Origin of the sequence: Ancylobacter sp. TS-1 (assembly GCF_009223885.1) — a bacterium.
Classification (GTDB): domain Bacteria; phylum Pseudomonadota; class Alphaproteobacteria; order Rhizobiales; family Xanthobacteraceae; genus Ancylobacter.
In genome coordinates this window covers 2058058-2083006 of the sequence record NZ_CP045144.1, presented here as the reverse complement: position 1 = coordinate 2083006, position 24949 = coordinate 2058058, and the positions used below count along the sequence as shown (strand labels likewise).

At 68.6% G+C, this 24949-nt stretch carries 19 protein-coding genes; 7 read left to right on the top strand and 12 right to left on the bottom strand.

All coding sequences use genetic code 11. From position 1 onward, the window contains the following. The first annotated feature begins 10 nt into the window (after positions 1–10). Entirely contained in the window at positions 11–3550 is a 3540-nt protein-coding gene (locus GBB76_RS09880; RefSeq protein WP_152303153.1) for a hypothetical protein, read from the top strand. Positions 3551–3730: 180 nt separating this feature from the next. Next, on the top strand, positions 3731–4531 hold the full coding sequence (locus tag GBB76_RS09875) for a DUF72 domain-containing protein (RefSeq protein ID WP_152303152.1): 801 nt from the start codon (positions 3731–3733) through the stop codon (positions 4529–4531). Here the strand turns inward: GBB76_RS09875 and GBB76_RS09870 are convergent. From GBB76_RS09870 to GBB76_RS09845, 6 genes are all read right to left on the bottom strand, one after another. Continuing rightward, entirely contained in the window at positions 4515–5888 is a 1374-nt protein-coding gene (locus tag GBB76_RS09870; RefSeq protein ID WP_152303151.1) for a HAMP domain-containing sensor histidine kinase, read from the bottom strand. The two genes, GBB76_RS09875 and GBB76_RS09870, sit on opposite strands and share 17 nt — an antisense overlap. Next, entirely contained in the window at positions 5885–6574 is a 690-nt protein-coding gene (locus GBB76_RS09865) for a response regulator transcription factor (protein ID WP_152304822.1), read from the bottom strand. The genes GBB76_RS09870 and GBB76_RS09865 overlap by 4 nt, the downstream gene beginning before the upstream one ends. 35 nt (positions 6575–6609) lie before the next feature. Further along, positions 6610–7173: a cytochrome b/b6 domain-containing protein gene (locus GBB76_RS09860; protein ID WP_152303150.1), complete on the bottom strand. Its 564-nt coding sequence runs from the start codon at positions 7171–7173 to the stop codon at positions 6610–6612. Continuing rightward, a complete protein-coding gene (locus GBB76_RS09855; protein ID WP_152303149.1) occupies positions 7173–7445 on the bottom strand; it encodes a PepSY domain-containing protein in 273 nt (90 codons plus the stop codon). Before GBB76_RS09855 ends, GBB76_RS09860 begins: the two co-directional genes overlap by 1 nt. Before the next feature lie 124 nt (positions 7446–7569). Next, complete coding sequence (locus GBB76_RS09850) at positions 7570–9945, bottom strand: phosphoketolase (protein WP_152303148.1); 2376 nt, start codon at positions 9943–9945, stop codon at positions 7570–7572. A 56-nt stretch (positions 9946–10001) separates the two neighbouring features. After that, the gene (locus tag GBB76_RS09845; protein ID WP_152303147.1) at positions 10002–10985 is read right to left on the bottom strand and encodes a zinc-dependent alcohol dehydrogenase family protein; all 984 of its coding nucleotides are present in this window, start codon (positions 10983–10985) and stop codon (positions 10002–10004) included. Between the two features lie 188 nt (positions 10986–11173). On the opposite strand from GBB76_RS09845, the gene GBB76_RS09840 reads away from it, so the two are divergent. The 3 genes from GBB76_RS09840 to GBB76_RS09830 are packed head-to-tail and all read left to right on the top strand — an operon-like array spanning position 11174 to position 16049. Then, the gene (locus tag GBB76_RS09840) at positions 11174–12220 is read left to right on the top strand and encodes an HlyD family secretion protein (RefSeq protein ID WP_371716934.1); all 1047 of its coding nucleotides are present in this window, start codon (positions 11174–11176) and stop codon (positions 12218–12220) included. Next, complete coding sequence (gene rbbA, locus GBB76_RS09835) at positions 12217–14925, top strand: ribosome-associated ATPase/putative transporter RbbA (protein WP_152303146.1); 2709 nt, start codon at positions 12217–12219, stop codon at positions 14923–14925. The genes GBB76_RS09840 and rbbA overlap by 4 nt, the downstream gene beginning before the upstream one ends. A 2-nt stretch (positions 14926–14927) precedes the next feature. Continuing rightward, positions 14928–16049: an ABC transporter permease gene (locus GBB76_RS09830; protein ID WP_152303145.1), complete on the top strand. Its 1122-nt coding sequence runs from the start codon at positions 14928–14930 to the stop codon at positions 16047–16049. Between the two features lies 1 nt (position 16050). On the opposite strand, the gene GBB76_RS09825 is transcribed toward GBB76_RS09830, so the two are convergent. Beyond that, positions 16051–16581, bottom strand: coding sequence for a flavin reductase family protein (locus GBB76_RS09825; RefSeq protein WP_152303144.1), 531 nt, complete (start codon positions 16579–16581; stop codon positions 16051–16053). Between the two features lie 220 nt (positions 16582–16801). Here GBB76_RS09825 and GBB76_RS09820 point away from each other — a divergent pair, with 220 nt between their 5' ends. Further along, a complete protein-coding gene (locus tag GBB76_RS09820) occupies positions 16802–17614 on the top strand; it encodes a CbbQ/NirQ/NorQ/GpvN family protein (protein WP_152303143.1) in 813 nt (270 codons plus the stop codon). Beyond that, positions 17611–19908, top strand: a complete 2298-nt coding sequence (locus tag GBB76_RS09815) for a nitric oxide reductase activation protein NorD (RefSeq protein WP_152303142.1) — start codon at positions 17611–17613, stop codon at positions 19906–19908. Before GBB76_RS09820 ends, GBB76_RS09815 begins: the two co-directional genes overlap by 4 nt. Positions 19909–20107: 199 nt before the next feature. On the opposite strand, the gene GBB76_RS09810 is transcribed toward GBB76_RS09815, so the two are convergent. The 5 genes from GBB76_RS09810 to GBB76_RS09790 all read right to left on the bottom strand — a co-directional run bounded on the left by GBB76_RS09810 (position 20108) and on the right by GBB76_RS09790 (position 24922). Continuing rightward, on the bottom strand, positions 20108–21145 hold the full coding sequence (locus GBB76_RS09810) for an aliphatic amidase (protein WP_152303141.1): 1038 nt from the start codon (positions 21143–21145) through the stop codon (positions 20108–20110). A gap of 388 nt (positions 21146–21533) precedes the next feature. Beyond that, complete coding sequence (locus GBB76_RS09805) at positions 21534–22136, bottom strand: ANTAR domain-containing response regulator (RefSeq protein WP_152303140.1); 603 nt, start codon at positions 22134–22136, stop codon at positions 21534–21536. 12 nt (positions 22137–22148) lie between these two features. Continuing rightward, positions 22149–23315: a transporter substrate-binding domain-containing protein gene (locus GBB76_RS09800; RefSeq protein ID WP_152303139.1), complete on the bottom strand. Its 1167-nt coding sequence runs from the start codon at positions 23313–23315 to the stop codon at positions 22149–22151. 81 nt (positions 23316–23396) lie between these two features. Continuing rightward, positions 23397–23963: a TetR/AcrR family transcriptional regulator gene (locus tag GBB76_RS09795; RefSeq protein WP_152303138.1), complete on the bottom strand. Its 567-nt coding sequence runs from the start codon at positions 23961–23963 to the stop codon at positions 23397–23399. 125 nt (positions 23964–24088) lie between these two features. Further along, positions 24089–24922: an aldo/keto reductase gene (locus GBB76_RS09790; RefSeq protein ID WP_152303137.1), complete on the bottom strand. Its 834-nt coding sequence runs from the start codon at positions 24920–24922 to the stop codon at positions 24089–24091. Positions 24923–24949 lie beyond the last annotated feature (27 nt).

Here is a 24949-nt window from a genome sequence, read left to right as displayed (position 1 = left end):
GGTGACCAGCATGCCGACGCTCAAGATCGCGATGATGGCGGTAGTCCTGTGCACCGCTACTTTCGCCGAGGCCCAGACGGCCGGGAAACGGACTGTCGATGCCGGAACACTGGCAGGGGATTCGCAGCGCGGCGTCGCCGTCGGCAGCAAGCTGTTCGTCCCGCGCACGATCGGGCGTTGGCTCGATCGTGCGCGCGTGCGTTCCGACGGGGCGGTCGCGGCGACGATCGACGACGCCGGGCTGATCGTCCTGTGGGACATCAAGCGGCGCCGGGCCTTCGACACCGTGCCGCTTCGGGGCAATGCGGTCGCTCTCGCGCCCGACAAGCCCATCCTTGCCTTCATCCGTCCCAATGACGGCGGACCGGAGATCGTCATCTACGACTATCAGAAGCACGCGATCGTCGAGCGCATAGCGTCCCGGGCGATCAAGGTCGATTCCAAGCTCGTCCAGGGCGTGTTTCCCACCGACTTGCATTTCGACGACAGGAACGGGCGCCTTTTCGTCACGACGGGAGGAGATGTCTTCGGAGAATTGAACATCGCACGGAAGACCCTCAAGGCCTCTCATGCGGTCTCATGGCAGGCGGTCGAGCGTTACAGCGACCTCGCCCCCTCCTCCGACGCACGCTTCGCCATCGGTGGCACCTACAGCTACGACAGTAAGCTGCCCTTTGAAGGGCTTGTCCGGCTGGATATGGCAACGCGCAAGGTGAAGCCGCTGCCCCTGCCGTGCTTCACGCCGGATGGCCGCTGCTTCGTGAACGTCATCGGGCTGGTCGACGACGACAGCGCCGCCATCTTCTGGATTTCCGACCATGGGCCGGGCACGACCGGGCGCGTCGATCTCTCCACGGGCGAGATTACCTGGAAGATCAATGCCGCGGGCCGGAAATCCCTCTGGGTGCGCGAGGGCGCCGATGCCCGCTTCTTCACGACCGATGGCGACGAGAACCCGATCGAGGTCGATCTGAAGACCGGAAAGGTCTCCCCCGTCGACGATCCGGTGCTTGCCCCCCTGATAACACTCCAGATTACCTCAGCGTCGTCGCCGCACGGCGCTGTCATCTTTGACACGACGAACGGCAAGCTGCTGTCCGTTCGCTGCGCAGATCGCTGCCGTACGCTCGACGTCGACGAAATGCAGGGCCTGAGCGCGACGATAACGGGTGCCTGGCGCGTGGACGGCACCAGCGACGTCGTGCTGGCGTCCCGGGACCGCTTCGTGATCCTCGACACGCAGAGGGGTATCCTGCGCCCCACCGCCGCGACGACCCCGTCTTGGGGTCATCCGCCTCTGCCGCTGTCGGGCGGAACGCGGATTCTGACCCTGCGCGTCGAGGGTGAAGACACCCGCACCGCGCGCGTGCGTATTTTCGACCTCGCGCGCCAGACCTGGGAAGAGGGGGCGTCGATCAATGTCGACCCCTACACGTCAAGTTCGGTTGCGGTGCCGGAAAGTGACTACAACTATCTGTTCGTCGAGGTGTTGAATCGCGTCCTGAGCAAATTTTTCGTCTACGTGTACCAGCATGATCAGGTAACGGGACGCGTCATTCAGACCGACATTCTGCCGGAGGGCTGCGAGCACAATACGGCGAGCTACGTCGAACCGCTTGAGACCATCGCGATAAACTGCTCGCGCGCCGATTTCCTGACTGTCGATCCGGTCACGGGAAAGATCTCCGGCAAGCTAGAGGCGAAGAACGGCATTTCGGCGCGGGGCCTTGTCGTCAACGACAGCGGAACGCGTGCCATCGTGGGCAGGAGCCTCGCTCCTGAGGGCGCGATACGTCCTCTGGATCTGCGCAAGAAGTCCTACGGCAAGAGCGCGCCGGGCACCGAGGCCGGCAATGTCCTTGTGCGCCTTCCGGGCGACAAGGCGATCAGTGGCGGCGAGGGCGGGCAGGTTGTCGAACTCGACGTCAATTCCGGCCAGATCCTGCGTCGCCTGCCGTCTCACGCCACGAAGATCACCGGCGCCGTTCCGCTGCCCGATAAGGACCGGCTGGTCACGACCTCCGAAGACGGCACGGTCAATATCCTCGAATTGTCGTCCGGCGCGGTGCTCGCGACGCTGGTGGTCGAGAATGCCGGCCGCCGCCTGATCTACACGCCGGAACTCTTCTTTGACGCTCCCGAGGACATGGCCCGGCAGGTCGGCTTTCAGGGGCGCGGGATGGAGATCATCTCGCTGTCCCGGGACATTCGCGCCCTCTACCGCCCCGATCTTGTGCAGGAGAAGCTGGCAGGCGACCCGACGGGCAAGGTGCGCGAGGCGGCGCGTCGTACCGGCGGCAAGCGGATCGTTGACGAAAGCCGACTCCCCAGCGTGAAGCTGGCGCATCCGGGCGAGGGGGCGAAACTCGGCGCATCTGTCGAGGCGGTCGCCGAGATCACCGACCCCGTAGGCGAGGGAGGTCGGATCGAGTGGCGGCTCAACGGCTTCGTTATCGGCATCGACGCTATAACCGCCACCGGAAAGCCGCTTACCGCGCGCACGACCCGGACCATCGCGTTGCAGACCGGCGTCAATGCCATCGAGGTCTCGGCTTCCGGACCCGACGTGAACGCTGCCTACGCGGAGCCGGCCCGCGTTCAGGTGACCGGGCAGGGCAGCGACGAGGGGCGAGGACGCCTGTTCCTAGTCGGGCTCGTCACCGGCGACGAGACGATGCGCATGGCCGCGACCGCCGAGGTGTCGAGAAGCCAGTCGGCCTTCGCACGCCAGTCGTCCTCTCTCTACCGCAGCGTCGAGGCGCGATTGATCGACGACGCCACCACGGCGGAACGGGTCAGGGAACGGATCGAGGCTATCGCCGGCGAGATGGGAACCAACGACTCCCTGCTGTTCCAGGTGGCTGGAACCGGCCGGCTCGACGGAAACTCGCTTGCCCTGGCTCTCCCCGGCGACGCCCAGATCGCCGGCGACGAACTGGAGCGGCTCGTCGCATTGATGCCACCGCGCAAGGTGCTGCTTGTTTACGATCTGCTTGAGGCGAGTAGCGCCGGCGCGGACACCCGTGGCGACGATGTGCGCGCGCTGATGGCGACGGAGCGGCTCACCCGCGCCACAGGTCGTTCGGCGCTGGTCCTCCTGCGCCCCCAGCCCCTTGCAGAACTGGCGGTTGCCAGCCCTGTGACGGATGCGCTGGTGCGGGGTCTTTCCGACGGGGACCTGAATGGCGATGGCGAGATCGACATCACCGAGTTGCTGAGCTTCGCCGAGACCGATATCCGCGACGGCAGCCGGAAGCAGGCGACGCCGCTCACGCCCTATCTGCGCGTCATCGGCTCGGACTGGCCGATCGCTGTCGGCGAACGCAGCGCGCCGCGAAACGAGCGTCGGGACACTACGCCGACCCATGTTCTCATCGCCGACACTGTATTGCGCGACAAGCCGAGCCCCACGGCGAAGGATCTTGGCAACCTCGATGCCGGCACGTCGGCCTATCTGGTCAGCGTCGCAGCCGGATGGGCCCTTCTGGCACGGAACGGTTCCGATATCGGCTTCGTTCCGGAAGAACATCTGGTGCAGATTCAGTATTGATCGACCCTCGTCCGGTTTGCGCTGGGCTCGGGTCTGCGCGCGAACCCTCGTGACGCGCATGTGCCGTCCGATCGACGGGGATGGCGCCGACGATATCAAAATGCAGGGCTGATCGAAGCGGCGGCTTCCCTTATCCTGCCTGTCCATTCGCTCGGTTAAGCTGTGATGGCTGAGGTCGCTATGACGAAACACGCACCCATCCGCATCGGTGTCGGCGGCTGGACCTTCGAGCCCTGGCGCGGTGTCTTCTATCCCGACGGCCTCGCCCAGAAGCGCGAGCTGGAATATGCCGGCTCGAAGCTCACCGCTATCGAGATCAACGGCACCTATTACGGCTCGCAGAAGCCCGAGAGCTTCGCCAGATGGCACGCCGAGACGCCCGAGGGCTTCGTCTTCACGCTGAAGGGCCCGCGTTTCACCACCAATCGCCGCGTGCTCGCCGAGGCGGGTGAATCCATCGAGCGTTTCTTCAATTCGGGCGTCACCGAGCTGAAGGAGAAGCTCGGCCCGGTGAACTGGCAGTTCATGGCCACCAAGAAGTTCGACCCGGACGATTTCGAGGGCTTCCTCAAGCTTCTGCCCAAGCGCGTCGACGGGCGCGACATTCGCCACGCGGTGGAGGTGCGCCACGACAGCTTCCGCACCAAGGAGTTCGTCGAACTGGCGCGCGCCTATGGCGTCGCCATCGTCTTCGCCGGCGACAGCGAATTCCCCTCCATCGCCGATGTGAGCGCGCCCTTCGTCTATGCCCGCATCATGGGAACGCAGGAGGACGAGGCGTTCGGCTACTCCAGCAAGGCGCTGGACGGCTGGTCCGATGCGGCAAAGGCGTGGGCGCAGGGGAAAACCCCGCCGGCGCTGGAGAAGCTGCTCGTCGCCCCGCCGGCGGAAGCCGTGCCGCGCGAGGTGTTCCTCTTCGTCATCAGCGGCCACAAGGTCCGCAACCCCGCCGCCGCCATGGCGCTCATCGAGCGGGTGTGACGGCGCCGCCCGTGAAGACGAGCCGCGCCCGCGTGCCCTTCGGCGCGGCGCGGGCGATCTCGAAGCGCGCGCCATGCAGGGCGGCGATGCGGCGGATGATCTCGAGCCCGATGCCGAGGCCGCCGGCGCGCTTGTAGTGCCCCGGCGCCCCGCCACTGCGGGCCGGATCGAAGCCGATCCCGTCGTCGCTCACGATGAGGGAAGGGCCTGCGTCCCCCGGGCTTTCCTCGGTCGAGACGACGATGGAGACGCCCGGCCCGCCATGGCGCACCGCGTTTTCGATCAGGTTGCGCACCGCGTCCTTGAGGAGCGCGGCATTGCCGGAAACGGTCGGGTTGCCCGCGCCCTCGAAGGCGATGCGGGCGTCGTGGGCGTAGACGAAGGGAGCCATGGTGGCGACGATGTCGCGCCCCAGCTCGTCGAGCGCGACGGGGGCGAAGCCGCTGCGGTCGGACGCCTCCAGCCGCGCCAGCGCGATGAGCTGCTCGACGAAGTGGGTGAGTTCGTCGATCTCGCCGATGGTGCGCCGCGCCGCCGGATGGTCGAGGCGCTCCAGTTCCATGCGGATCACCGCCAGCGGCGTGCGGATTTCGTGCGCGATGGCCGAGGTGAACAGCTTCTGCGCGTTCATCAGTTCGCGGGTGCGGGCATAGGAGCGGTTCACCGCGCCGGCGAGCTGGGCGATCTCGCTCGGCATGCCGGCCTCCTCCAGCCGCGCGTCGGGACTGAGCGGGTCGAGTCGCTCGGCGTCCCGTGCCGCCGCCGTCACCGGCCGCAGCGCCGAGCGGATCGAGACGAGGGTGGCGCCGAGCACGAAGATCAGCGTCAGGCTCATCGGCCACAGCATGTGGTCGAGAACCTCATGCGTCAGCACGCGCCACACTGCGTGCTGGGTGTCGCGGGCGATGACGATCTCGAAGAACACCGTCCATTGCCCCCGGTCGATCGCGCGCCCGCCGGCAAAAGCCAGCGGGTAGCCTGGGGAGAGGATGCGCAGCCAGAAGGAGGGCGGGTCGAGGTCGAGCGGCAGGAAGTGTTCGGTGCAGTCGCGGTCGCATTGCGAGAACAGCACGGCGCCGTTGGCCGTGCGCACCCGCGCCATGTAGCCGGTCTCCGCCGTGCCGTAGCGCGCGGCCATCGCCGGCGGAAGCTGGTAGCTCAGATGATCGCCGGTCAGCGTCAGCCCGGTGGCGAGCGCCTCGGTCTCCTGCTCGAGCACGAGCTGGGCGAGATATTCCGGGTCATGGCTGTATTCCACCAGCACGGCGATGAGCTGGCCGAGCATGGCCAGCGCCGCGAAGATCATGATGCGGAAGCCGACGATGCGCGCCAGCGGGCGCGTCGCGCGCGCCGTCATCGGGGGGTCTCGGCGCCGGTCTCGCGCAGCAGATAGCCGACCCCGCGCACCGTCTCGATGGCGGTGCGGGTCTCGAAGGGTGCCAGCCGGCGGCGCAGGCGGGAGAGCACCACCTCGATGGCGTTGGGGCTCAGCTCCTCGTCGAATTCGGAGAGCTTCTCCTCCAGCCCGCGCTTGGGCGTGACGCGCCCGGCATTGCGCAGCAGGATTTCCAGCGCCGCCCGCTCGCGCGGGGCCAGCGCGATCACGTCCTTGCCGCAGCGCGCCTCCTGCGTCGCCGGGTCGAAGCTCAGCGCGCCGGCCTCCAGCACCGGATCGGCGCTCACCGGCGCGCGCCGCAGCAGCGCCCGCGCGCGGGCGAGCAGTTCGCCATTGTTGAAGGGCTTGGCGAGATAGTCGTCGGCGCCGGCGTCGAGCCCGGCGATGCGTTCGTCGACCGCCCCGCGCGCGGTGAGCACCAGCACCGGCGTGCCGTTCCGGTTGCGGCGAAGCGCGCGCAGCAGGTCGAGCCCGTCGCCATCGGGCAGGCCGAGGTCGAGGAGGACGAGATCGTAGCGCGTGCCGGCGAACGCGTCCTCCGCCTCGGCGAGCGTGGCCACGGCGTCGAGCCGCCAGCCGGCGGACCTTATGGTCTCGCCGATCAGCTCGCGCAGCCGCGCGCTGTCTTCCACCAGAAGCAGTCTCACCATTTCCTCGCGGTCATTTCCTCGCGGTCGTTTCCTCAGGGCCGCTTGCGGCCCGTCACCATCGCCCAGACTAGGTTCTCGCGGTGGCGCCAGCTTTCGAAGAGCGCGGCGGCCGCATGCAGGAGGGCGAGCACCAGTATGGCATTGGCGATGCCTTCGTGAAGTTCCTCCAGCCATTCCTCGCCCCAGAAGGCATCGAGGGTCGACATCCAGCCGGTGAGGCAGACGCCGGCGAGCAGCACCATGAGGGCGATCATCATCACCGCGCCGGCCGGATTGTGGCCGAGCAGGCGCGGCTCGTTCCCCCTCGCCAGCGCGCCGACATAGCCAGCGAGGCGCGCGGGCGTCGGCACGAACTGCGAGAAGCGCGCATAGGGCGAGCCGATGAAGCCCCACACCACACGGATGAGGAGTGCGGCGGCGATCGTGTAGCCGACCACCTCATGCGCAAGATCGCCGTCCTCGAGAATGAACAGGTTGAGGACGCATCCGGCGACCACGGTCCAGTGGAACAGGCGCACGACCGGGTCCCACACCCGGACGCGGACGCCCTCGGCCGGAGAGGAACTCTCTCCGGCCTGTGCAGCGCGGTGCGCCATCAGTCGATCTCGGACTTCACGACGGCGCCGGTCACCGGGTTGAAATAGACCTCGGCCTTCCGGTCGTCCTTGGTGTAGCCGTAGATCTCGTAGCAGGAGCCCGAGACCTTGAAGGCCTTGATCTTCTGGTAGCCCATCTCGGCCACCTTGGCCTTCATGGCGTCCTCGGTGAGCCACTTGTCCTTGGCTTCGGTGGTGCAGACCGGGCCGGCGAAGGCGGCGGCGGGAACGAGAACAGAGAAGGCCACGAGGCCGGCAACGAACGTCTTCATCTTGTGTCCCTTCGAATGGATCGGCCGTCAGCGGCGATCGAGGGGACATTACGAAGACAAGCTGTCCGCCACCTGTCAGTCGCGACAGGGACGTTGCCGGCCTATGCGGGAATTCGTCTCGCGGTTACTTTCCGCCCGACCATTTCCACTCGCTTACCTCCGGCATGTCCACGCCATGGGCGCGGATGTAGAGAGCGTGCTCGGTGAGCTTGTCGCGGATCGCCTGCCGCGCATGCACCTTGCCGGCGAGCTTGGGCACGCGGTCCAGCACGTCGGCGACGAGGTGGAAGCGGTCGAGCCGGTTGCGCACCACCATGTCGAAGGGCGTGGTGGTCGAGCCTTCCTCGACATAGCCGCGCACATGCATGTTGTCGTGGTTGGTGCGCCGGTAGGCGAGGCGGTGGATCAGCCAGGGATAGCCGTGATAGGCGAAGATCACCGGCTTGTCCTTGGTGAACAGCGCGTCGAAATCATTGTCCGAGAGCCCGTGCGGGTGCTCGGACTGCGGCTGCAGCGTCATCAGGTCGACGACGTTGACGACCCGCACCCTGAGGTCGGGGAAATAGCCGCGCAGCAGGTCGGCGGCGGCCAGCGTCTCCAGCGTCGGCACGTCGCCGGCGCAGGCCAGCACCACGTCGGGCTCGCCGTCATGGTCGCTGCTCGCCCATTCCCAGATGCCGATGCCGTGCGCGCAGTGCTTGATGGCGGCGTCGATGTCGAGCCATTGCGGGGCGGGCTGCTTGCCGGCAACGATGACGTTGACCCGGTTCCACGAGCGCAGGCAATGGTCGGTGACGCACAGCAGTGTGTTGGCGTCGGGCGGCAGGTAGACGCGCACGACGTCGGCCTTCTTGTTCACCACATGGTCGATGAAGCCGGGGTCCTGATGGCTGAAGCCGTTATGGTCCTGCCGCCAGACATGGGAGGTCAGCAGGTAGTTGAGCGAGGAGATGGGCCGGCGCCACTCCACCTCGCCCGCCGACTTCAGCCATTTGGCGTGCTGGTTGAACATCGAATCGACGATGTGGATGAACGCCTCGTAGCAGGAGAACAGCCCGTGCCGGCCGGTGAGGAGGTAGCCCTCCAGCCAGCCCTGGCACATGTGCTCGGACAGCATCTCCATCACCCGCCCGTCGCGGGCGAGGTGGTCGTCATAGGACAGGGTTTCAGCGTCCCAGGCGCGGTCCGTCACCTCGAACAGCGCCTGCAGGCGGTTCGAGGCGGTCTCGTCCGGGCCGAAGACGCGGAAATTGCGGCTGTCGTCATTGGCCGTCATCACGTCGCGCAGGAAGGTGCCCATCACGAAGGTGGATTCGAGCTCCACCCCGCCCGGCTGCGGCACCTTCACCGCATAGTCGGCGAAGTCCGGCAGTCGCAGCGGGCGGCGCAGCACGCCGCCATTGGCGTGTGGGCTGGCGCTCATGCGCCGGGCGCCGTCGGGGGCGAGGGAGGCGATCTCGGGCCGCAGGCGGCCGGCGTCGTCGAACAGCTCCTCGGGGCGGTAGCTCCTCAGCCAGTCTTCCAGCAGCACGAGGTGCTCGGGCTTCGACATGTCGGAGAACGGCACCTGATGCGAGCGCCAGAACCCTTCCGCCTTCTTGCCGTCGACGGTCTTCGGGCCGGTCCAGCCCTTGGGGCTGCGCAGCACGATCATCGGCCAGCGCGGACGGTCGGTGTCGCCGCGCATGCGCGCCGCCTGCTGGATCGCCCGGATCTTGCCGAAGGCCTCGTCGAGCGCGGCCGCCATCGCCTGATGCATGGGTTCGGGATCCTCGCCCTCGACGAAGATCGGGTCGTAGCCATAGCCCTCGAACAGCGCCTTCAGCTCGGCATGCGGGATGCGCGCCAGCACGGTCGGGTTGGCGATCTTGTAGCCGTTGAGGTGGAGGATCGGCAGCACCGCGCCGTCGGCGGCGGGGTTGAGGAACTTGTTGCCGTGCCAGGAGGTGGCCAGCGGGCCGGTCTCCGCCTCGCCGTCGCCGACGACGCAGGCGACGACCAGATCCGGATTGTCGAGCACCGCGCCATAGGCGTGGCTGAGCGAATAGCCGAGTTCGCCGCCCTCATGGATCGAGCCCGGCGTCTCGGGCGCCGCGTGGCTCGGTATGCCGCCCGGGAAGGAGAACTGGCGGAACAGCTTGCGCAGGCCCTCCTCGTCCCGGGAAATGTCCGGGTAGAGCTCGCTATAGGTGCCCTCCAGATAGGTCGAGGCCACCACGCCCGGCGCGCCATGGCCGGGGCCGGCGATGAACAGCACGCTGGCGCCGGACTCGCGGATGACGCGGTTGAGGTGGACATAGATGAAGTTGAGCCCCGGCGTCGTGCCCCAGTGGCCGAGCAGGCGCGGCTTGACGTGGTCGAGGGTCAGCTTCTCGCGCAGCAGCGGGTTGTCGAGCAGGTAGATCTGGCCGACCGAGAGGAAGTTCGCCGCGCGCCACCATGCGTTCATGCGCGCGACCAGATCGGGGGCCAGCTTTTCCGTCGCCTGCTGCATCGTCATGCGTCGTTCTCCCGGGACCATTGCCGAAGGGTTAGGTAGGGCGCTCGCGCCTCGTGTCACGGCACCAGCACGGCGGCGCCCTGGAACCGGCCGGCGCGCAGGTCGGCGAGCGCCTCGTTGGCCTGTTCCAGAGGGTAGGTCGTGGTGGTGGCGGTGATGCCGGCGCGCGGCGCGAGATCGAGGAATTCGAGGGCATCCGCGCGGGTGAGGTTGGCGACGGACAGGACCTGCCGCTCCTCCCACAGGATCGAATAGGGGAATTGCGGGATGTCGCTCATGTGGATGCCGCCGCATACCACGCGCCCGCCCTTGCGCACCGCCCTGAGCGCCGTCGGCACCAGATCGCCGACGGGGGCGAAGATGAGCGCGGCGTCGAGCGGCTCGGGCGGCGTCTCCTCCGAGCTTCCCGCCCAGCGCGCGCCGAGCGAGAGGGCGAGGCGCTGGGCGGCGATGTCACCCGCGCGGGTGAAGGCGTAGAATTCGCGTCCCTGCCAGCGGCAGACCTGCGCGATGAGATGGGCGGCGGCGCCGAAGCCGTAAATGCCCACCCGCTCGGCCTCGCCCGCCAGCTTCAGCGTGCGCCAGCCGATCAGCCCCGCGCACATCATCGGCGCGGCGGCGACGGGGTCGTCAAAGCCGTCGAGCGGGAAGCAATAGGCGGCATCGGCCACGACATGGGTGGCGAAGCCGCCATCGCGCGAATAGCCGGTGAACAGCGGCGCGTCGCACAGATTCTCGCGGTGCATCGCGCAATAGGGGCAGACGCCGCAGGTATGGCCGAGCCAGGGAATGCCGACCCGCGACCCGATGGCGGGCCCGACGACGCCCGGCCCGCGCCCGTCGACGATGCCGACGATCTCGTGGCCGGGGACGATCGGCAGCGGGCCGGGCGGCAATTCGCCGTCGACGACATGCAGATCGGTGCGGCAGACGGCGCAGGCTTCCACCCGCACCCTTATCTCGCCGGCGCCCGGCACGGGGAGCGGCCGCTCTTCCAGCCGCAGCGCCTCACCATAGGCGCGCAGAACCATGGCCTTCATCGCGAACCTCGTGCGGTTGGAGCGTCGCCATCCAACACGTCCCTTGCGGACTGGTTGTTGATCACGGTCAAGACGGGGCCCCTGTTCGCGACTATCGTCCGGTGCGCTTGGCGAAAGTGGCGGCGCGCGCCATGCTGCCGGACAGCGACGTCCAATCCTAGGGAGTTGAGATGGCAACGCGGCGACGGATGCCGATCGATCTGCTTTCGACGGCGCTGCTGTGCCTTGGGCTTCTCGGCGCGGCGATGTCCGTCCCCGCAATGGCGCAGGACGGCACCCCGGCGGCCTCGCCCGGAATCGGCGCGCGCCTGCAGTCGCTGATCGACAAGCTGACCGGGCGCAGCCTGCCGGCGGGCATCTTCTCCACCAATGGGCGGATCGAGGCCGAGCAGGTGCTGGTCGCCGCCAAGCTGCCCGGCCGTGTCCTCGCCGTGCTGGTCGAGGAGGGCCAGACGGTCGAGACCGGGCAGGTCGTCGCCCGCATGGACACGTCCGAGCTGGAGGCCCAGCTCGCCGGGGCGCAGGCGCAGGTGCGCCGGGCCGAAAAGTCCATCGCCGAAGCGGAGGCCTCCATCGCCCAGCGCGAGAGCGAGCGGACGCTGGCCGAGCAGGAGCACGAGCGCGCCTCCAAGCTCAAGGAAAGCGGCTATGGCACGGTGCAGTCGCTCGATCTGCGCCAGAGCCAGCTCAATGTCGCCGTCGCCGCGCTCCGGGCCGCCAAAGCCTCGCTCGACGAGGCCGATGCGGCGGCCGACGCCGCCCGTGCCGAGGTGGCGCGGGTGCAGTCGCAGATCGACGATTCCACCCTCAAGGCGCCGCGTCGCGGGCGGGTGGAGTACAAGCTGGTCCAGTCCGGCGAGGTGGTGGCGGCCGGCGCCCCGATCGTCACGCTGCTCGACCTCTCGGACGTCTACATGACCGTGTTCGTGCCCGCCCGCGTCGCCGGCCGCCTCGCCATGGGCGACGAGGCACGCATCATCCTCGATCCGGCGCCCGACTATGTGGTGCCGGCAAAAGTCAGCTTCGTCGCCACCGGCGCGCAGTTCACCCCGAAATCGGTCGAGACTGCCGACGAGCGCGAGAAGCTGATGTTCCGCGTCAAGCTGCGCATCGCCCCCGAGCTGCTGCGCCAGTACGAGGACCGGGTGAAGACCGGGGTGAGGGGCGTCGCCTATATGCGCACCGATGCCGCCATCGCCTGGCCGGAGGCATTGACCGTCAAGCTGCCGCAATGAGCGGGCCCGCCATCGCCCTTTCCGGCCTCGTCCACCGCTACGGCCGGACGGTCGCGCTCGACGGCGTCGATCTTTCCGTGCCGGCGGGCTGCATGGCGGGCTTGATCGGGCCGGACGGGGTGGGCAAGTCGACCCTGCTCTCGCTCGCCGCCGGCGTCACCCGCATCCAGCAGGGCAAGGTCGTCGTGCTCGGCGGCGACATGGCGGACCGGGGCTGGCGACGGCAGGCCGGCGGGCGCATCGCCTACATGCCGCAGGGGCTGGGGCGAAACCTCTACCCGACCCTCTCCATCGCGGAGAATCTCGATTTCTTCGGCCGGCTGTTCGGGCAGGGCGCGGCGGAGCGGGCCGACCGCATCGAGGAACTGCTCGCCGCCACCGGCCTTGCCCCCTTCGCGGCGCGCCCGGCCGGCAAGCTGTCGGGCGGCATGAAGCAGAAGCTCGGCATCTGCGCCGCGCTGATCCACGACCCCGACCTCGTGATCCTCGACGAGCCGACGACGGGCATCGACCCGCTTTCGCGCCGGCAGTTCTGGGAGCTGATGGAGCGGCTGCGCGCGCGCCGGCCCTCGATGAGCGTCATCGTCGCCACCGCCTATATGGAGGAGGCCGAGCGGTTCGACTGGTTGGCGGCGATGAGCGGCGGGCGGGTGCTCGCCACCGGCAGCCCGGCCGACATTCTAAAGCAGGCGGGCGAGACGACGCTGGAGCGCGCCTTCGTCGCCCTGCTGCCCGAGGTGGACCGCGCCGGCGACGGCCCGCTTCCCGACCTTCCGCCCATGGTCCATGACGGCGAGCCGGCCATCGAGGCGACCGGGCTCACCCGTCGCTTCGGCGATTTCGTCGCCGTCGATCACGTGAATTTCCGCATCGAGAAGGGCGAGATCTTCGGCTTCCTCGGCTCGAACGGGTCGGGCAAGTCGACCACGATGAAGATGCTCACCGGCCTGCTGCCGGCCAGCGAGGGCGAGGCGAAGCTGTTCGGCGCCCGGCTCGAGGGCGACGACATGGAGACGCGCCGGCGCGTCGGCTACATGTCGCAGTCCTTCTCGCTCTATTCCGAGCTGACCGTCCGCCAGAACCTCGTGCTGCATGCGCGGCTGTTCGGCATCGAGGACGTGGACGGACGGGTGACCGAGATGGAGGCCCGCTTCGACCTTGCCGACGTCGCCGATGTGCGGCCCGAGAGCCTGCCGCTCGGCATCCGCCAGCGCCTCCAGCTCGCCGTGGCGGTGATCCACAGGCCGGAGATCCTGATCCTCGACGAGCCGACCTCCGGCGTCGACCCGGTGGCGCGCGACGGCTTCTGGCGCACCCTGATCGAGCTGTCGCGGCAGGACGGGGTGACGATCTTCCTCTCCACCCATTTCATGAACGAGGCGGAGCGCTGCGACCGTATCTCGCTGATGCATGCCGGCCGCGTGCTGGCCATCGGCACGCCGGAGGAACTGAAGCGCGAGCGGCATATGGGCACGCTGGAAGAGGTGTTCATCGCCGTGCTGGAGGAAGCCGGCATGGGGCGAGAGCGGGGCGAGGCCACGCTGAAGGAGCGCCCCGCCACCTCCGCCCATGTGCGCCGCTTCGATCCCGGCCGGCTGTGGGCCTATACACGGCGCGAGGCGCTGGAGATCGTGCGCGACCCCGCGCGTCTCGCCTTCGCGCTGGTCGGGCCGATCCTGCTGCTCTTCACCTTCGGCTACGGCATCTCCTTCGACGTCGAGAACCTGCCCTATGCCGCCTTCGACCAGGACCGCAGCGCGCAGAGCCGCCAGCTTCTGGAGAGCTTCGAGGGCTCGCGCTACTTCGAGACCCACGCGCCCATCACCTCGCCCGATGAACTCGACACGCGGCTGAAGAGCGGGGAGCTGAAGCTCGCCGTCGAGATTCCCCCGAATTTCGGGCGCGACCTGCTGCGCAATCTCCGGCCGGAGGTCGGCGTGTGGCTCGACGGCTCCATGCCGTTCCGGGCCGAGACCACGCGCGGCTACGTGCAGGGCATCGCCCAGAGCTACCTCGCCGACGAGGAACTGCGCACCACCGGCACGTCCACGCCGGTCTATCCGTTCACCATCGAGACCCGCTACCGCTACAATCAGGCCTTCAAGAGCGTGAACGCCATGGTGCCGAGCGTCATCATGCTGATGCTGGTGCTGATCCCGGCGATCATGACCGCGCTGGGCGTGGTGAAGGAGAAGGAGACCGGCTCCATCACCAATTTCCAGTCGACCCCGGTGACGCGGCTGGAATTCCTGCTCGGCAAGCAGCTTCCCTATATCGCCATCGCCTTTGTCAGCTTCCTGACCATGGTCGTGGCGGCGCGCCTCGTCTTCGACGTGCCGGTGAAGGGCTCCTTCGCCACGCTCGCCTTCGGCTCGCTGGTCTATGTCATCGCCACCACGGCTTTCGGCCTGCTGGTGTCGAGCTTCGTGAAAAGCCAGGTGGCGGCGATCTTCGCCACCGCCATCATCGCCATCATCCCGGCGGTGAACTTCTCCGGCCTGCTCACCCCCGTGTCCTCGCTCTCGGGCGGGGCGCGGATCATGGGGCTCAGCTTCCCGTCCGCCTGGTACCAGCAGGTAAGCGTCGGCGCCTTCACCAAGGGCCTCGGCTTCGGCGCGCTCTGGCCCGACATCGCCATGGTGTTCGTGATCGCCCTCGCCTTCATCGGCGCCGCCATGCTGGCGCTGCGCAAGCAGGGGAGCTGACCATGCTCGCCCGCCTCGCCCGGATCTTCCGCCTCGGCGTCAAGGAACTCTACAGCCTGAAATCCGACCCCGTGCTGGCGGGGCTGATCCTCTACACCTTCACGGTGGCGGTCTACACCGTGTCGGTGGGCGCCAAGTTCGAGGTCGAGAACGCCGCCGTGGCGGTGGTGGACGAGGACCAGACCGCCCTTTCCCGCCGCCTGCGCGATGCGCTGCTCAAGCCGTTCTTCAAGGAGCCGGTGCTCATCGGCGCCGACGGTATCGACGCGGCGATGGATGCCGGCCGCTACGTCTTCGTGGTCGAGATCCCGCCGAGATTCGAGCACGACCTGATCGCCGGGCGCCAGCCCTCGATCCAGCTCGACATCGACGCCACCGCCATGTCGCAGGCCGGCAACGGCGCCTCCTACATCCAGAACATACTGGTGCAGGAGATACGGGCCGCCGCGCCCTCCACCGTGACCAGCGCACCGGTGAGCGTGGTGATCCGCCCGCGATTCAACCCGAACCTGTCCTCGGCCTGGTTCACCTCGGTGATGCAGGTGATCAACAACATCACCATGCTCTCCGTCATCCTCGCCGGCGCCGCGCTGATCCGCGAGCGCGAGCATGGCACGATCGAGCATCTGCTCGTGATGCCGGTGACGCCGATCGAGATCATGCTGGCGAAGATCTGGGCCAACGGCCTCGTCATCGTGGTGGCGGCGACGCTGTCGCTGCTGGTGATGGTGGAGCGGGTTCTCGGTGTGCCGGTGCAGGGCTCGGTGACGCTCTTCGTCGCCTCCATGCTGGTCTACCAGTTCTCGGTGACGGCGCTCGGCATCCTCGTCGCCACCGTGTCGACCTCGATGGCGCAGTTCGGCCTCATCGTGATGCCGGTGCTGATCGTGATGAACCTGCTCTCCGGCTCGACGACGCCGATGGAGAGCATGCCGGTCTGGCTGCAGAACGTGATGCAGGTCTCGCCCTCGACGCATTTCGTGGCGCTGTCGCAGGCGGTGCTCTACCGCGGCGCCGGGCTGTCGGTGATCTGGCCCAATCTGCTGGCGCTGCTGGCCATCGGCGCCGCCTTCTTCGCGCTGGCGGCCCTGCGCTTCCGCAAGGCGCTGCAGGCCTCGCAATAGGCTAGGGCATCCTCGAATCGAGGGTGATGATCTCGCCGTCCACCGCGAAGGTGCCGTAGCCGCGATGGTGGAGGGTCTTCGGCGCCTCCTGCGCCGGGTCGCTCCACGCCGCCACCACCTCCAGCACGAAGAGGTTGTAGGCCGGCACCAGCGCCGTATCGACGACGCGGCATTCGAGATTGGCGAAGCACTCCTTGACCAGCGGCGCGCCGACCTTGCTGGCGGGCGCCGGGGTCAGCCCGACGCGGGCGAACTTGTCGCCGTCGCGGCCCGAGGCATTGCCGGCGGCGACGACTTTTTCCGCCAGCCCCACCGCCGGAATGGCGATGACGCATTCGCCGGTCGCCTTCAGCGCCCGGAAGCTGAAATCGCCCTCGCTGACGATGCAGGCGATCAGCGGCGGGGTGAACTCCATCATCATGTGCCAGGACATGGTCATGACGTTGGCGTGGCCGTCCTGCGCGGTGCTGAGCAGCACGACGGGACCCGGCTCGATGAACCGATAGACCTGATCGAGAGGCAGCGGCCGCATGGCGGACCCTCCGGCAGTGACGGCATCCAATCTAGCGCGGCCCGTCGCCGCCGGCGTCCGCAAACATCCTCTTGTGCGGCGCAGCGAAAGTCTTTCTAATGATCGGGCCGGGCGACAGAGCCGTTGCCGGCGATGCGGCAGGGATTGCCGACAGCCCCCTTGCGGGCCGTCCTTTTCTGCCCGTGGGGAGGATGGCCGCGTCATTTTCGCGGAGACCCCGATGCCCGTCGCCCCCGATCTCTCGGCCTACCGTATCGAGGCCGAGCCCTATTACCGCCCCGTCGGCGACGAGGTGGCCGTGTTCGAGGCCGCGTGGCGGCACCGGCTGCCGGTCATGCTCAAGGGCCCGACCGGCTGCGGCAAGACCCGCTTCGTCGAATACATGGCGTGGCGGCTCGGCCGGCCTCTCATCACCGTCGCCGCCCATGAGGACATGACGGCGGCGGATCTTGCCGGCCGCTTCCTGCTCACCCCGGAGGGCACGGTGTGGCACGACGGGCCGCTGACGCAGGCGGTGCGGTTCGGGGCCATCTGCTATCTCGACGAGATCGTCGAGGCCCGGCAGGACACCACTGTCGTCATCCATCCGCTCACCGACGCAAGGCGCATGCTGCCGCTGGAAAAGCGCAACGAGCTGATCCCGGCCCATGCCGACTTCCAACTCGTGATTTCTTACAACCCCGGCTACCAGAGCGCGGTGAAGGACCTGAAGGAATCGACCAAGCAGCGCTTCATCGCCATTGATTTCGACTATCCCGCCCCGGCGCTGGAGGCCGAGATCGTCATGCGCGAGGCCGGCGCCGACCTCGCCCTCGCCCGGACGCTGGTGGCGATCGCGGCCTGCTCGCGCCATCTGCGCGGTCAGGGACTCGACGAGGGCGCCTCAACCCGCATGCTGATCCATGCCGGCCGGCTGGCGGCCGGCGGCGTGCCGCTGGCGGCGGCGGTGCATGCCGGCATCGTGCTGCCGATCACCGACGACGCCGATGTGCGCAAGGCGCTCGGCTCGGCCATCTCCGCCTGCCTCGTATGAGCGAGGTGCTCGACGCTTCCACGCCCGCGCTGGAACGGCTCGGCCGGCTGATGGGCGCGCGCGCCACGCTGGCCGCCGGCTTCGACGAGACGCGCGCGCGCCTCGCCCGGCGGCATGGCATGCCGGCGCTGGAGCCGTGGGCGGCCGGCACGCTGGCCCTGGTCGACGTGAATGCCGGCGCCGGGGCGCTGCTCGCCTTCTGGCGCGCCAGCCTCGAACTGGCGCCCCGCCTCGGGCCGGACGAGCTTGCCGACATGGCCTTCTGTGCCGCCGGCCTGTGCCGCGAGGCGGGGTCGGCCGCCGCCGTCGCGGCGCTCGACGCCTTCGCCGGCATCGAGCCGCGCCTCGGCGGGGCGCAGGGGCGGGCGACATGGTGGCGCGCGCTGGCCACGCTCGGCCGGGCAGCGCCGGACTGCGTGGAACCGGCGGCGGCCCACGCGCACCGGCTTGTGGTGCCTGGGCATGTGGCGGCGTTCGAGGGCTTCGTCGAGGCCGGGCTGCGGGCCATGGGCCGCGACCGGGCGCGCCGGCGCGCCTTCTTCGCGCTGGAGGAGCCGCTGGCGCTCTCCATGCTGGCGCGCATCGGCGCCGGGCCGGGCTTCGACGCGCTTGAGCCCGAACTGCGGATGGTGCTCGCCGCGCTCTGGGGCGCGCGGCCGGAATTGCAACCGCTGCCGCCCGCCGTGCCCGGGGCGCCGCGCCGCGTCAACATCGCCGGGCCGGTGCTGCGCCTGCCGGATGTGTTTCCCGGCCTTGAGGGCGAGGCGTCGCGCCGGCTCTACCTCGCCGCCGCGATCCATGCCGGCGCGCACCTGCACTTCGGCAATCCGCGCTTTCCGGTGCGCCGGTTCAAGCCGGTGCAGATCGCGCTGGCGACGCTGGTGGAGGATGCGCGCATCGAGGAACTGGCGATGCGCCGCTATCCCGGCCTGCGCCGGCTGTGGGGCGCCTATCACGTCGCCACGGCGGAGGACGGGCCGACGGTGGCCGCCCTGCTGCGGCGGGTGGCGCGCGGCCTGTTCGATCCCGCCTATGCCGATCCCGACGCGCTGGTCGGCAAGGCGCAGGAGCTGTTCCGCGCGGCGGCGGACCGGATCGGCGACCCCGCCATCAGCCTCGATATCGGCACAAGGCTCGCCAATGATGTCGGCCAGCGTCGCATCCGCTTCGACGCGCTCGGCCATGTGAGCGAGCCCGCCTATCGCGACGACGGGCTGGGAATCTGGGATTTTTCCGAGATCGACCCGGAGGTTTCCGACGAGGTGCAGATGAGGGTCGAGGCGGCGCGCCCCACGCCGCAGGAGGCCGAAGGGGGCGCACCGCAGGACGGGGCGTCGGAGGAGAGGCCGGCCAATGCGACGCTCGGCCGGGCCCGGCCGACGCGCGGCTCGGACGAGGGCGTCATCGTCGCCACCTATCCCGAATGGGATGCGGGCGCCGGAATCGAGCGGCCGGACTGGAGCAGCGTGCGCGAGATGCCGCCGGTCCCGGGCGATGCCCGGGTGCTGGCGCGCGCCCTCGACCGGGCGGCGCCTTTGCGCGGGCGCATCGCCCGGCTGGTGAAGGCGGCGAAGGTCGGCCGCGCCGCCCGGCTGAAGCGGCAGGCGGAAGGCCACGATCTCGACATCGACGCCGCCATCGAGGCGACCATCGCCACGAGGGCCGGCGAGATGCCGGACCTCAGGGTGTTCCGCTCCTCGGCGCTGCTTCAGCGCGACCTTGCGGTGCTGGTGCTGGTCGACGTCTCGCACTCGACCCGCGAGAAACTGGCGGACGGGGCGAGCGTGCTCGACGTGGAGAAGCTCGCCGTGGCCATGCTGGCCGAGGCGCTGGGCAGGCTCGGCGACGATTTCGCGCTGCTCGCCTTCGCCTCCAACGGGCGCGGCGATGTGCGGGTGACGCCGGTGAAGGGTTTTTCCGAGCCTTACGACGCCGCCGCGCTGGCGCGGCTGGCCGGGCTGGAATCGGGTCTGTCCACCCGGCTCGGGGCGGCGCTGCGTCATGCCGGCGCGCAGATCGCCCGCGTGCGCGCCTTCCGCAAGCTGGTGCTGGTGCTCACCGATGGCGAGCCCTCCGACATCGACGTGGCGGCGGACGACCTCGTGCAGGACGCGCGGCGCGTGGTGCTGCAACTCCGCGCGCAGGGCATCGACACGTTCGGCGTGACGCTCGATCCGGCTGGGGTGGGCGCGGCGCCGGCCATCTTCGGCAAGGCCAACGCGATGCCGGTGCGGCGGGTGGAAGACCTGCCGGCGCGATTGTCGGAACTCTATTTCCGGCTGGCGCGGCGTTGAGCGTCAATGCCCCCGTCATCCCGGACGCCCGAAGGGCGATCCGGGATCGTGTGCCGCTCACGTCCTGACGCCGATCCCGGCTCTGCGCTGCGCTCCGGCCGGGATGACGACGCAGGCAAATGCGCGGCGGGCGGCTCAAACGCCGTCATGCCCGGCCCAAGGCCGGCCATGACGTTGTTTCAGTTGGAACCCCGAGGCGTCACCGATGCGCGGTGTCGGGGTTCGGAATGCCCTCGATCGGGCATTCCTCGGTGCCGACCGTCGAGCGGGTGAAGGATTCCACCATCTCGCGGGTGCCCTCCGGGTCGGCGATCCACTTGGCGTAGAAGTCGTAGGGGCAGGCGGCCACGCCCTTGTCGCCCTCGCCGGAATTGATCATGCCGGTATAGCCGCGGTGAACCAGCTTGAAGAGGTGGTTCTCCGACTGCATGTTCTTGCGGGCGTCGCGGATGAGCGAGGTGGAGAGCGCGGCGTACTGGATGCCGTACTCCTCTTCGCCGCATTCGCCGAGCGTGCGGCCGTCGAAGCCGATGATCGCGGAGTGGCCGAAATAGGAATAGACGCCGTCGAAGCCGGCGGCATTCGCCACCGCGACATAGGAGTTGTTGGCGAAGGCCATGGCCTTCGACATCAGGATCTGCTGCTCCTTGGCCGGGTACATGTAGCCCTGGCAGCGCACGATCAGCTCGGCGCCCTTCATGGCGCAGTCGCGCCAGATTTCGGGATAGTTGCCGTCGTCGCAGATGATGAGCGAGACCTTCAGCCCCTTGGGGCCTTCCGAGACATAGGTGCAGTTGCCGGGATACCAGCCCTCGATCGGCACCCACGGCATGATCTTGCGGTATTTCTGGACGATCTCGCCCTTGTCGTTCATCAGGATGAGGGTGTTGTAGGGCGCCTTGTTGGGGTGCTCCTCATGCTGCTCGCCGGTGAGCGAGAACACGCCCCACACCTTCGCCTTGCGGCACGCCTCGGCGAAGATCTCGGTCTCGTCGCCCGGCACGGTCGAGGCCGTGGCGTACATCTCCTTGGAATCGTACATGATTCCGTGAGTGGAATATTCGGGGAAGATGACGAGGTCCATGCCCGGCAGGCCGGTCTTCATGCCGACGATCATGTCGGCGATCTTGCGGGCGTTGTCGAGAACCTCGGCCTTGGTGTGCAGCCGGGGCATCTTGTAGTTCACGACCGCGACACCGACGGTGTCCTTGCTGCTGGAAACGTCGCCGTGATGCATGGGAGTTCTCCTCGGGAGGGCATGCCGCCGCCTTCGCAAGCGGCCGGGCCATTGCGTTCTTGGGGGAATGGATCGTGACGGCGGCGGAAGGGGCCGCCGGCCGCGGCTGCGCATGGACCGGGCGGAACCGCGCTGTCCCGCCGGATCGAAGGCACAAAAAAAAGCCCGACAGGCTCTCGCGAGCCTTCCGGGCTACACCGCCACGCCCGACCAACGGCCTTGGTGATCGAGCAAACGACGCCTTGCGCGGCCTTCTGCCTGCAAAACGTCCATGCCCGGCATCTAACCATCGATGCCAGACGAGTTCAAGCGCGGCCGGGGCCGGCGGGGGTGGCGGCACCCCCGGTAAATGCCGGTGTTGCCGAAGCGGCACGCGGCCGGGCGGACGTCAGCCGCGCGGCTTGAAGTTCAGCAGTTCCGCCGCGTTGATGATGGAGACCGCCATGTCCTCCATCGGCACCCGCTTGGCCATGGCCTGCCGGCGGATGCTCTGATAGGCGTCCTCCTCGCTCAGCCCCTGGTTCTCCATCAGGATCGACTTGGCCTTCTGGATCTTCTGGATGCCGGAGAGCTTGCGCTCCAGCTTGGCGAAGCGCTTGCGCGCCTCCTCGCGCTCCAGCCAGAGGCTGCGGGCGATGGTGAGGTTGGTGAGCAGGCCGAAGGGGCGGATCGGCCGCTCCACCACGGCGACGGCGCCCGATTCCAGCACGAGCTGGAGCGTCGAGGGGTTCTCGTAGCCGACCACCGCGATCAGGGTCGGGCGCGTGTGTGGGTCGGTCTTGAGCAGCCGGACGATCTCGGCGCGCGCGTCCTGCTCGATGGCGAGCAGCACGATGTCGGCGGCGGGCCAGTCGGCCGGCACCGGCCAGACGGTCTCGACGCTGCAGCCGATGCGGCGCAGATGCTCGACGAGGCTGACGCGCTCCTCGTCCGGCGGGTGGATGACATGCACCCTGAGGCCGCGCAAATCCTTGAGGATCTGGATCGCCATCGCGCGCCCCGCTCAGGACGGGTCGGCGTGCAGGCCGTCCGTCGACCAGTCGTCGAGGCTCTGCACCACGCAATAGGGATCGGGCTTCACCCGCATGCCGGGGTTCCAGACGATCTGGAACCGGCCCCTGGCGTCCAGACGCGCGACGCGGGGCCACAGATAGGTGTGGTTGTTCTGCCCGTCGATGCGCACGCGGCCCTGCGGGGCGTCGAATTCGCGGTCGTGCAGCTGGCCGAGCAGCTGGTCGGGCGCGTCGGTGCCGGCGCGGGCGAGCGCGCGCATGGCCAGATGGACCTGGAAATAGGCCGCCTCGGCGGCGGCGGTGACAGGCGCGGCCTCGCCGTTGCGGCGCTTGAAGGCGGCGACGAAGGCCCGCGCGGCGGGCGTGGCCAGCGTCTCGAAGAAGGGGGCGGCGGTGATGTGGCCGGCGGCGGCCTCGGGCGACATCAGCGCCACCTCGGCCTCGCCGGTGGTGAGGCTGGCGATGGGCAGCGTCGCCGCATCCAGCCCGGCGGCGCGGTGCGCCTCGTAGAGGCTCGCGGTATCCGAGCCGACGACGGTGGAGAAGATCACGTCCGGCGCCGCCTTGCGCACCCGCGCCATCACCCGCTCGAACGCGTCCGGCCCGGCGCCGAGCGGCACATACACCTCGTCCAGCACCTTGCCCTGCGACTGGATGACGAAATCGCTCATGATGCGGTTCGACTCGTAGGGGAACACGTAGTTCGAGCCGATCATGAAGAAGCGGTTGCCATAGGTGCCCAGAAGGTACTTGGCGAGCTGGATCGAGTTCTGGTTCGGGGCCGCCCCGGTGTAGACGCAGTGGCGGGAATATTCGAATCCCTCATAGAGGGTGGGGTAGAACAGCAGGCCCCGATAGGCTTCCACCACCGGCAGGATCGCCTTGCGGGTGGAGGACATGTAGCAGCCGAAGATGAGGCGCACGCCGTCCTCGACGAGCAGCTTCTCGGCGAAGCGGCGGAAGGATTTGGGGTCCGAGGCCGGGTCGTAGACCACCGCCTCGACCGGCCGGCCGAGCACGCCGCCGGCCGCGTTGATCTCGTCGATGGCGAGCAGCGTGCCGCCGAGCTGCGAGGTCTCGACCGCCGCCGTCACCCCGGTGGCGGAGAACAGCACCCCGATGCGCCATGGCCGCGCCGTCGAAGAATCACCCGTCATGCCCTGCACGTACCCCGGCACCCGACCCATTCCGGGCTCATGTGCCCAGCCGGGCCGGGCCGGCGCAATACGCCGTTTGCCTCAGGCGCCGAAATAGTCGCGGATCTCGCGGCGGACGGTGTCGAGGATTTCGGCCGAGAGTTCGGGGTCGCCGCCGGCGACGCCGCGCGCCATGGTGAGCGCGCCGACCATGGCGGCGAGCACCGAGAGCGCCTGCCGGTGCCGGGCTTCCGGCGTGCCGTCCTCCATGTGCCGCTCCATGGCGGCGATGAAGCTCTTCAGCCCCTCGGCATAGCTCTTCTGCAACTCCGGCGACTGCCGCGCGACTTCGGCGCCGAGCGCCGACAGGGCGCAGCCGCTTGCCGGATCGTCGCGATGCGCCGGTGTGAGGTAGCGGTCGAGGATGTCGGAGAGATCGGCGGAACTCAGCCAGCGCTCCAGCCCTTCGGCGCAGGCGTCGCGGCAGGCTTCGTCGGCGAGGTCGGCCTTCGAGCGGAAATGGCCGTAGAAGGCGCCGTGGGTGAGCCCGCTCGCCTGCATGATCTCGGCGACCCCGACATCCTTGAAGCCGCGTTCGCGAAACAGGCGCGAGGCCGAGGACAGAATGGACCGGCGATGCTCGGCGACCTTCGCTCTCGTGACCCGCAACGCACTCTCTCCCGACTATTCGTCCCAACCCCTTGTCTATCAGCACAAAAATATAGCTGATGGAAATAAGAAATAACCCGGAGCGCCGATGCGGGCGGCGCTCCGGGGGGAGGCTTTCGGGTCGCTCAGGCGGCGGCATCCCATGCCGGCGCAAGTTTGGCCGGGCTGAGGAGGCGCCCGTCGGGCCGCGCCAGCGCGTGGATGGCCGCCATCTCGTCGGCCGACAGCGCGAAATCGAAGACGGCGAAGTTTTCCGCCGCGCGTGCCTCGCCGACCGTCTTCGACAGGGCGACCAGCCCGTCCTGCTGGATCACCCAGCGCAGCACGATCTGGGCGATGCTCCGGCCATGGGCGGCGGCGATCTCCTTCAGCACGGGATCGGTGAACACCTTGCCGTCCGCCATGGGGTAATAGGCCGTCACGCAGAGGCCGGCGGCGCGGGCGGCGCGGATCACCGCGCTTTGGTCGATATAGGGATGGTACTCGACCTGGTTGGTGACGAGCGGGGCGTCGCTCAGCGCGATCGCCTCCTTCATCAGCGCGGTGTTGAAGTTCGACAGGCCGATGTGGCGCACCTTGCCGGCCTTCACCACCTCGTTGAGCGCCGCCACCGGCTCGGGCAGCGAATGGCCGGCGGGCCAGTGCAGCAGCAGCAGGTCGACATAATCGGTCCGCAGCTTGCGCAGGCTCTCGTCGACCGAGGCGACGAGAGCGTCGCGGCCATATTTGTCGACCCACACCTTGGTGGTGAGGAAGATGTCGGCGCGCTTCACGCCCGAGCGCTCGATGCCCTCGCCGACCTCGGCCTCGTTGCCGTAGATCTGCGCGGTGTCGATGTGGCGGAAGCCGATCTTGAGCGCGTGCGGGACCATGCGCAGCGTGTCGGGGCCGGGCAGGCGGAAGGTGCCGTAGCCGAGGGCGGGAATCTGGGCGCCATTGGCGCTGACGAAATTCTGCATGGAATGTCTCCTTGAAAAAGGGGCAGC

What these genes read in the sequence shown, in the direction of transcription:
- GBB76_RS09880 (WP_152303153.1), top strand. Translation starts at nt 11, where the DNA reads ATGCCGACGCTCAAGATCGCGATGATGGCGGTAGTCCTGTGCACCGCT.
- GBB76_RS09830 (WP_152303145.1), top strand. Translation starts at nt 14,928, where the DNA reads ATGCTCGCCCGCCTCGCCCGGATCTTCCGCCTCGGCGTCAAGGAACTC.
- GBB76_RS09825 (WP_152303144.1), bottom strand. Translation starts at nt 16,581, where the DNA reads ATGCGGCCGCTGCCTCTCGATCAGGTCTATCGGTTCATCGAGCCGGGT.
- GBB76_RS09855 (WP_152303149.1), bottom strand. Translation starts at nt 7,445, where the DNA reads ATGAAGACGTTCGTTGCCGGCCTCGTGGCCTTCTCTGTTCTCGTTCCC.
- GBB76_RS09870 (WP_152303151.1), bottom strand. Translation starts at nt 5,888, where the DNA reads ATGACGGCGCGCGCGACGCGCCCGCTGGCGCGCATCGTCGGCTTCCGC.
- GBB76_RS09805 (WP_152303140.1), bottom strand. Translation starts at nt 22,136, where the DNA reads ATGGCGATCCAGATCCTCAAGGATTTGCGCGGCCTCAGGGTGCATGTC.
- GBB76_RS09860 (WP_152303150.1), bottom strand. Translation starts at nt 7,173, where the DNA reads ATGGCGCACCGCGCTGCACAGGCCGGAGAGAGTTCCTCTCCGGCCGAG.
- GBB76_RS09790 (WP_152303137.1), bottom strand. Translation starts at nt 24,922, where the DNA reads ATGCAGAATTTCGTCAGCGCCAATGGCGCCCAGATTCCCGCCCTCGGC.
- rbbA (WP_152303146.1), top strand. Translation starts at nt 12,217, where the DNA reads ATGAGCGGGCCCGCCATCGCCCTTTCCGGCCTCGTCCACCGCTACGGC.
- GBB76_RS09875 (WP_152303152.1), top strand. Translation starts at nt 3,731, where the DNA reads ATGACGAAACACGCACCCATCCGCATCGGTGTCGGCGGCTGGACCTTC.
- GBB76_RS09820 (WP_152303143.1), top strand. Translation starts at nt 16,802, where the DNA reads ATGCCCGTCGCCCCCGATCTCTCGGCCTACCGTATCGAGGCCGAGCCC.
- GBB76_RS09815 (WP_152303142.1), top strand. Translation starts at nt 17,611, where the DNA reads ATGAGCGAGGTGCTCGACGCTTCCACGCCCGCGCTGGAACGGCTCGGC.
- GBB76_RS09845 (WP_152303147.1), bottom strand. Translation starts at nt 10,985, where the DNA reads ATGAAGGCCATGGTTCTGCGCGCCTATGGTGAGGCGCTGCGGCTGGAA.
- GBB76_RS09800 (WP_152303139.1), bottom strand. Translation starts at nt 23,315, where the DNA reads ATGACGGGTGATTCTTCGACGGCGCGGCCATGGCGCATCGGGGTGCTG.
- GBB76_RS09840 (WP_371716934.1), top strand. Translation starts at nt 11,174, where the DNA reads ATGCCGATCGATCTGCTTTCGACGGCGCTGCTGTGCCTTGGGCTTCTC.
- GBB76_RS09850 (WP_152303148.1), bottom strand. Translation starts at nt 9,945, where the DNA reads ATGACGATGCAGCAGGCGACGGAAAAGCTGGCCCCCGATCTGGTCGCG.
- GBB76_RS09810 (WP_152303141.1), bottom strand. Translation starts at nt 21,145, where the DNA reads ATGCATCACGGCGACGTTTCCAGCAGCAAGGACACCGTCGGTGTCGCG.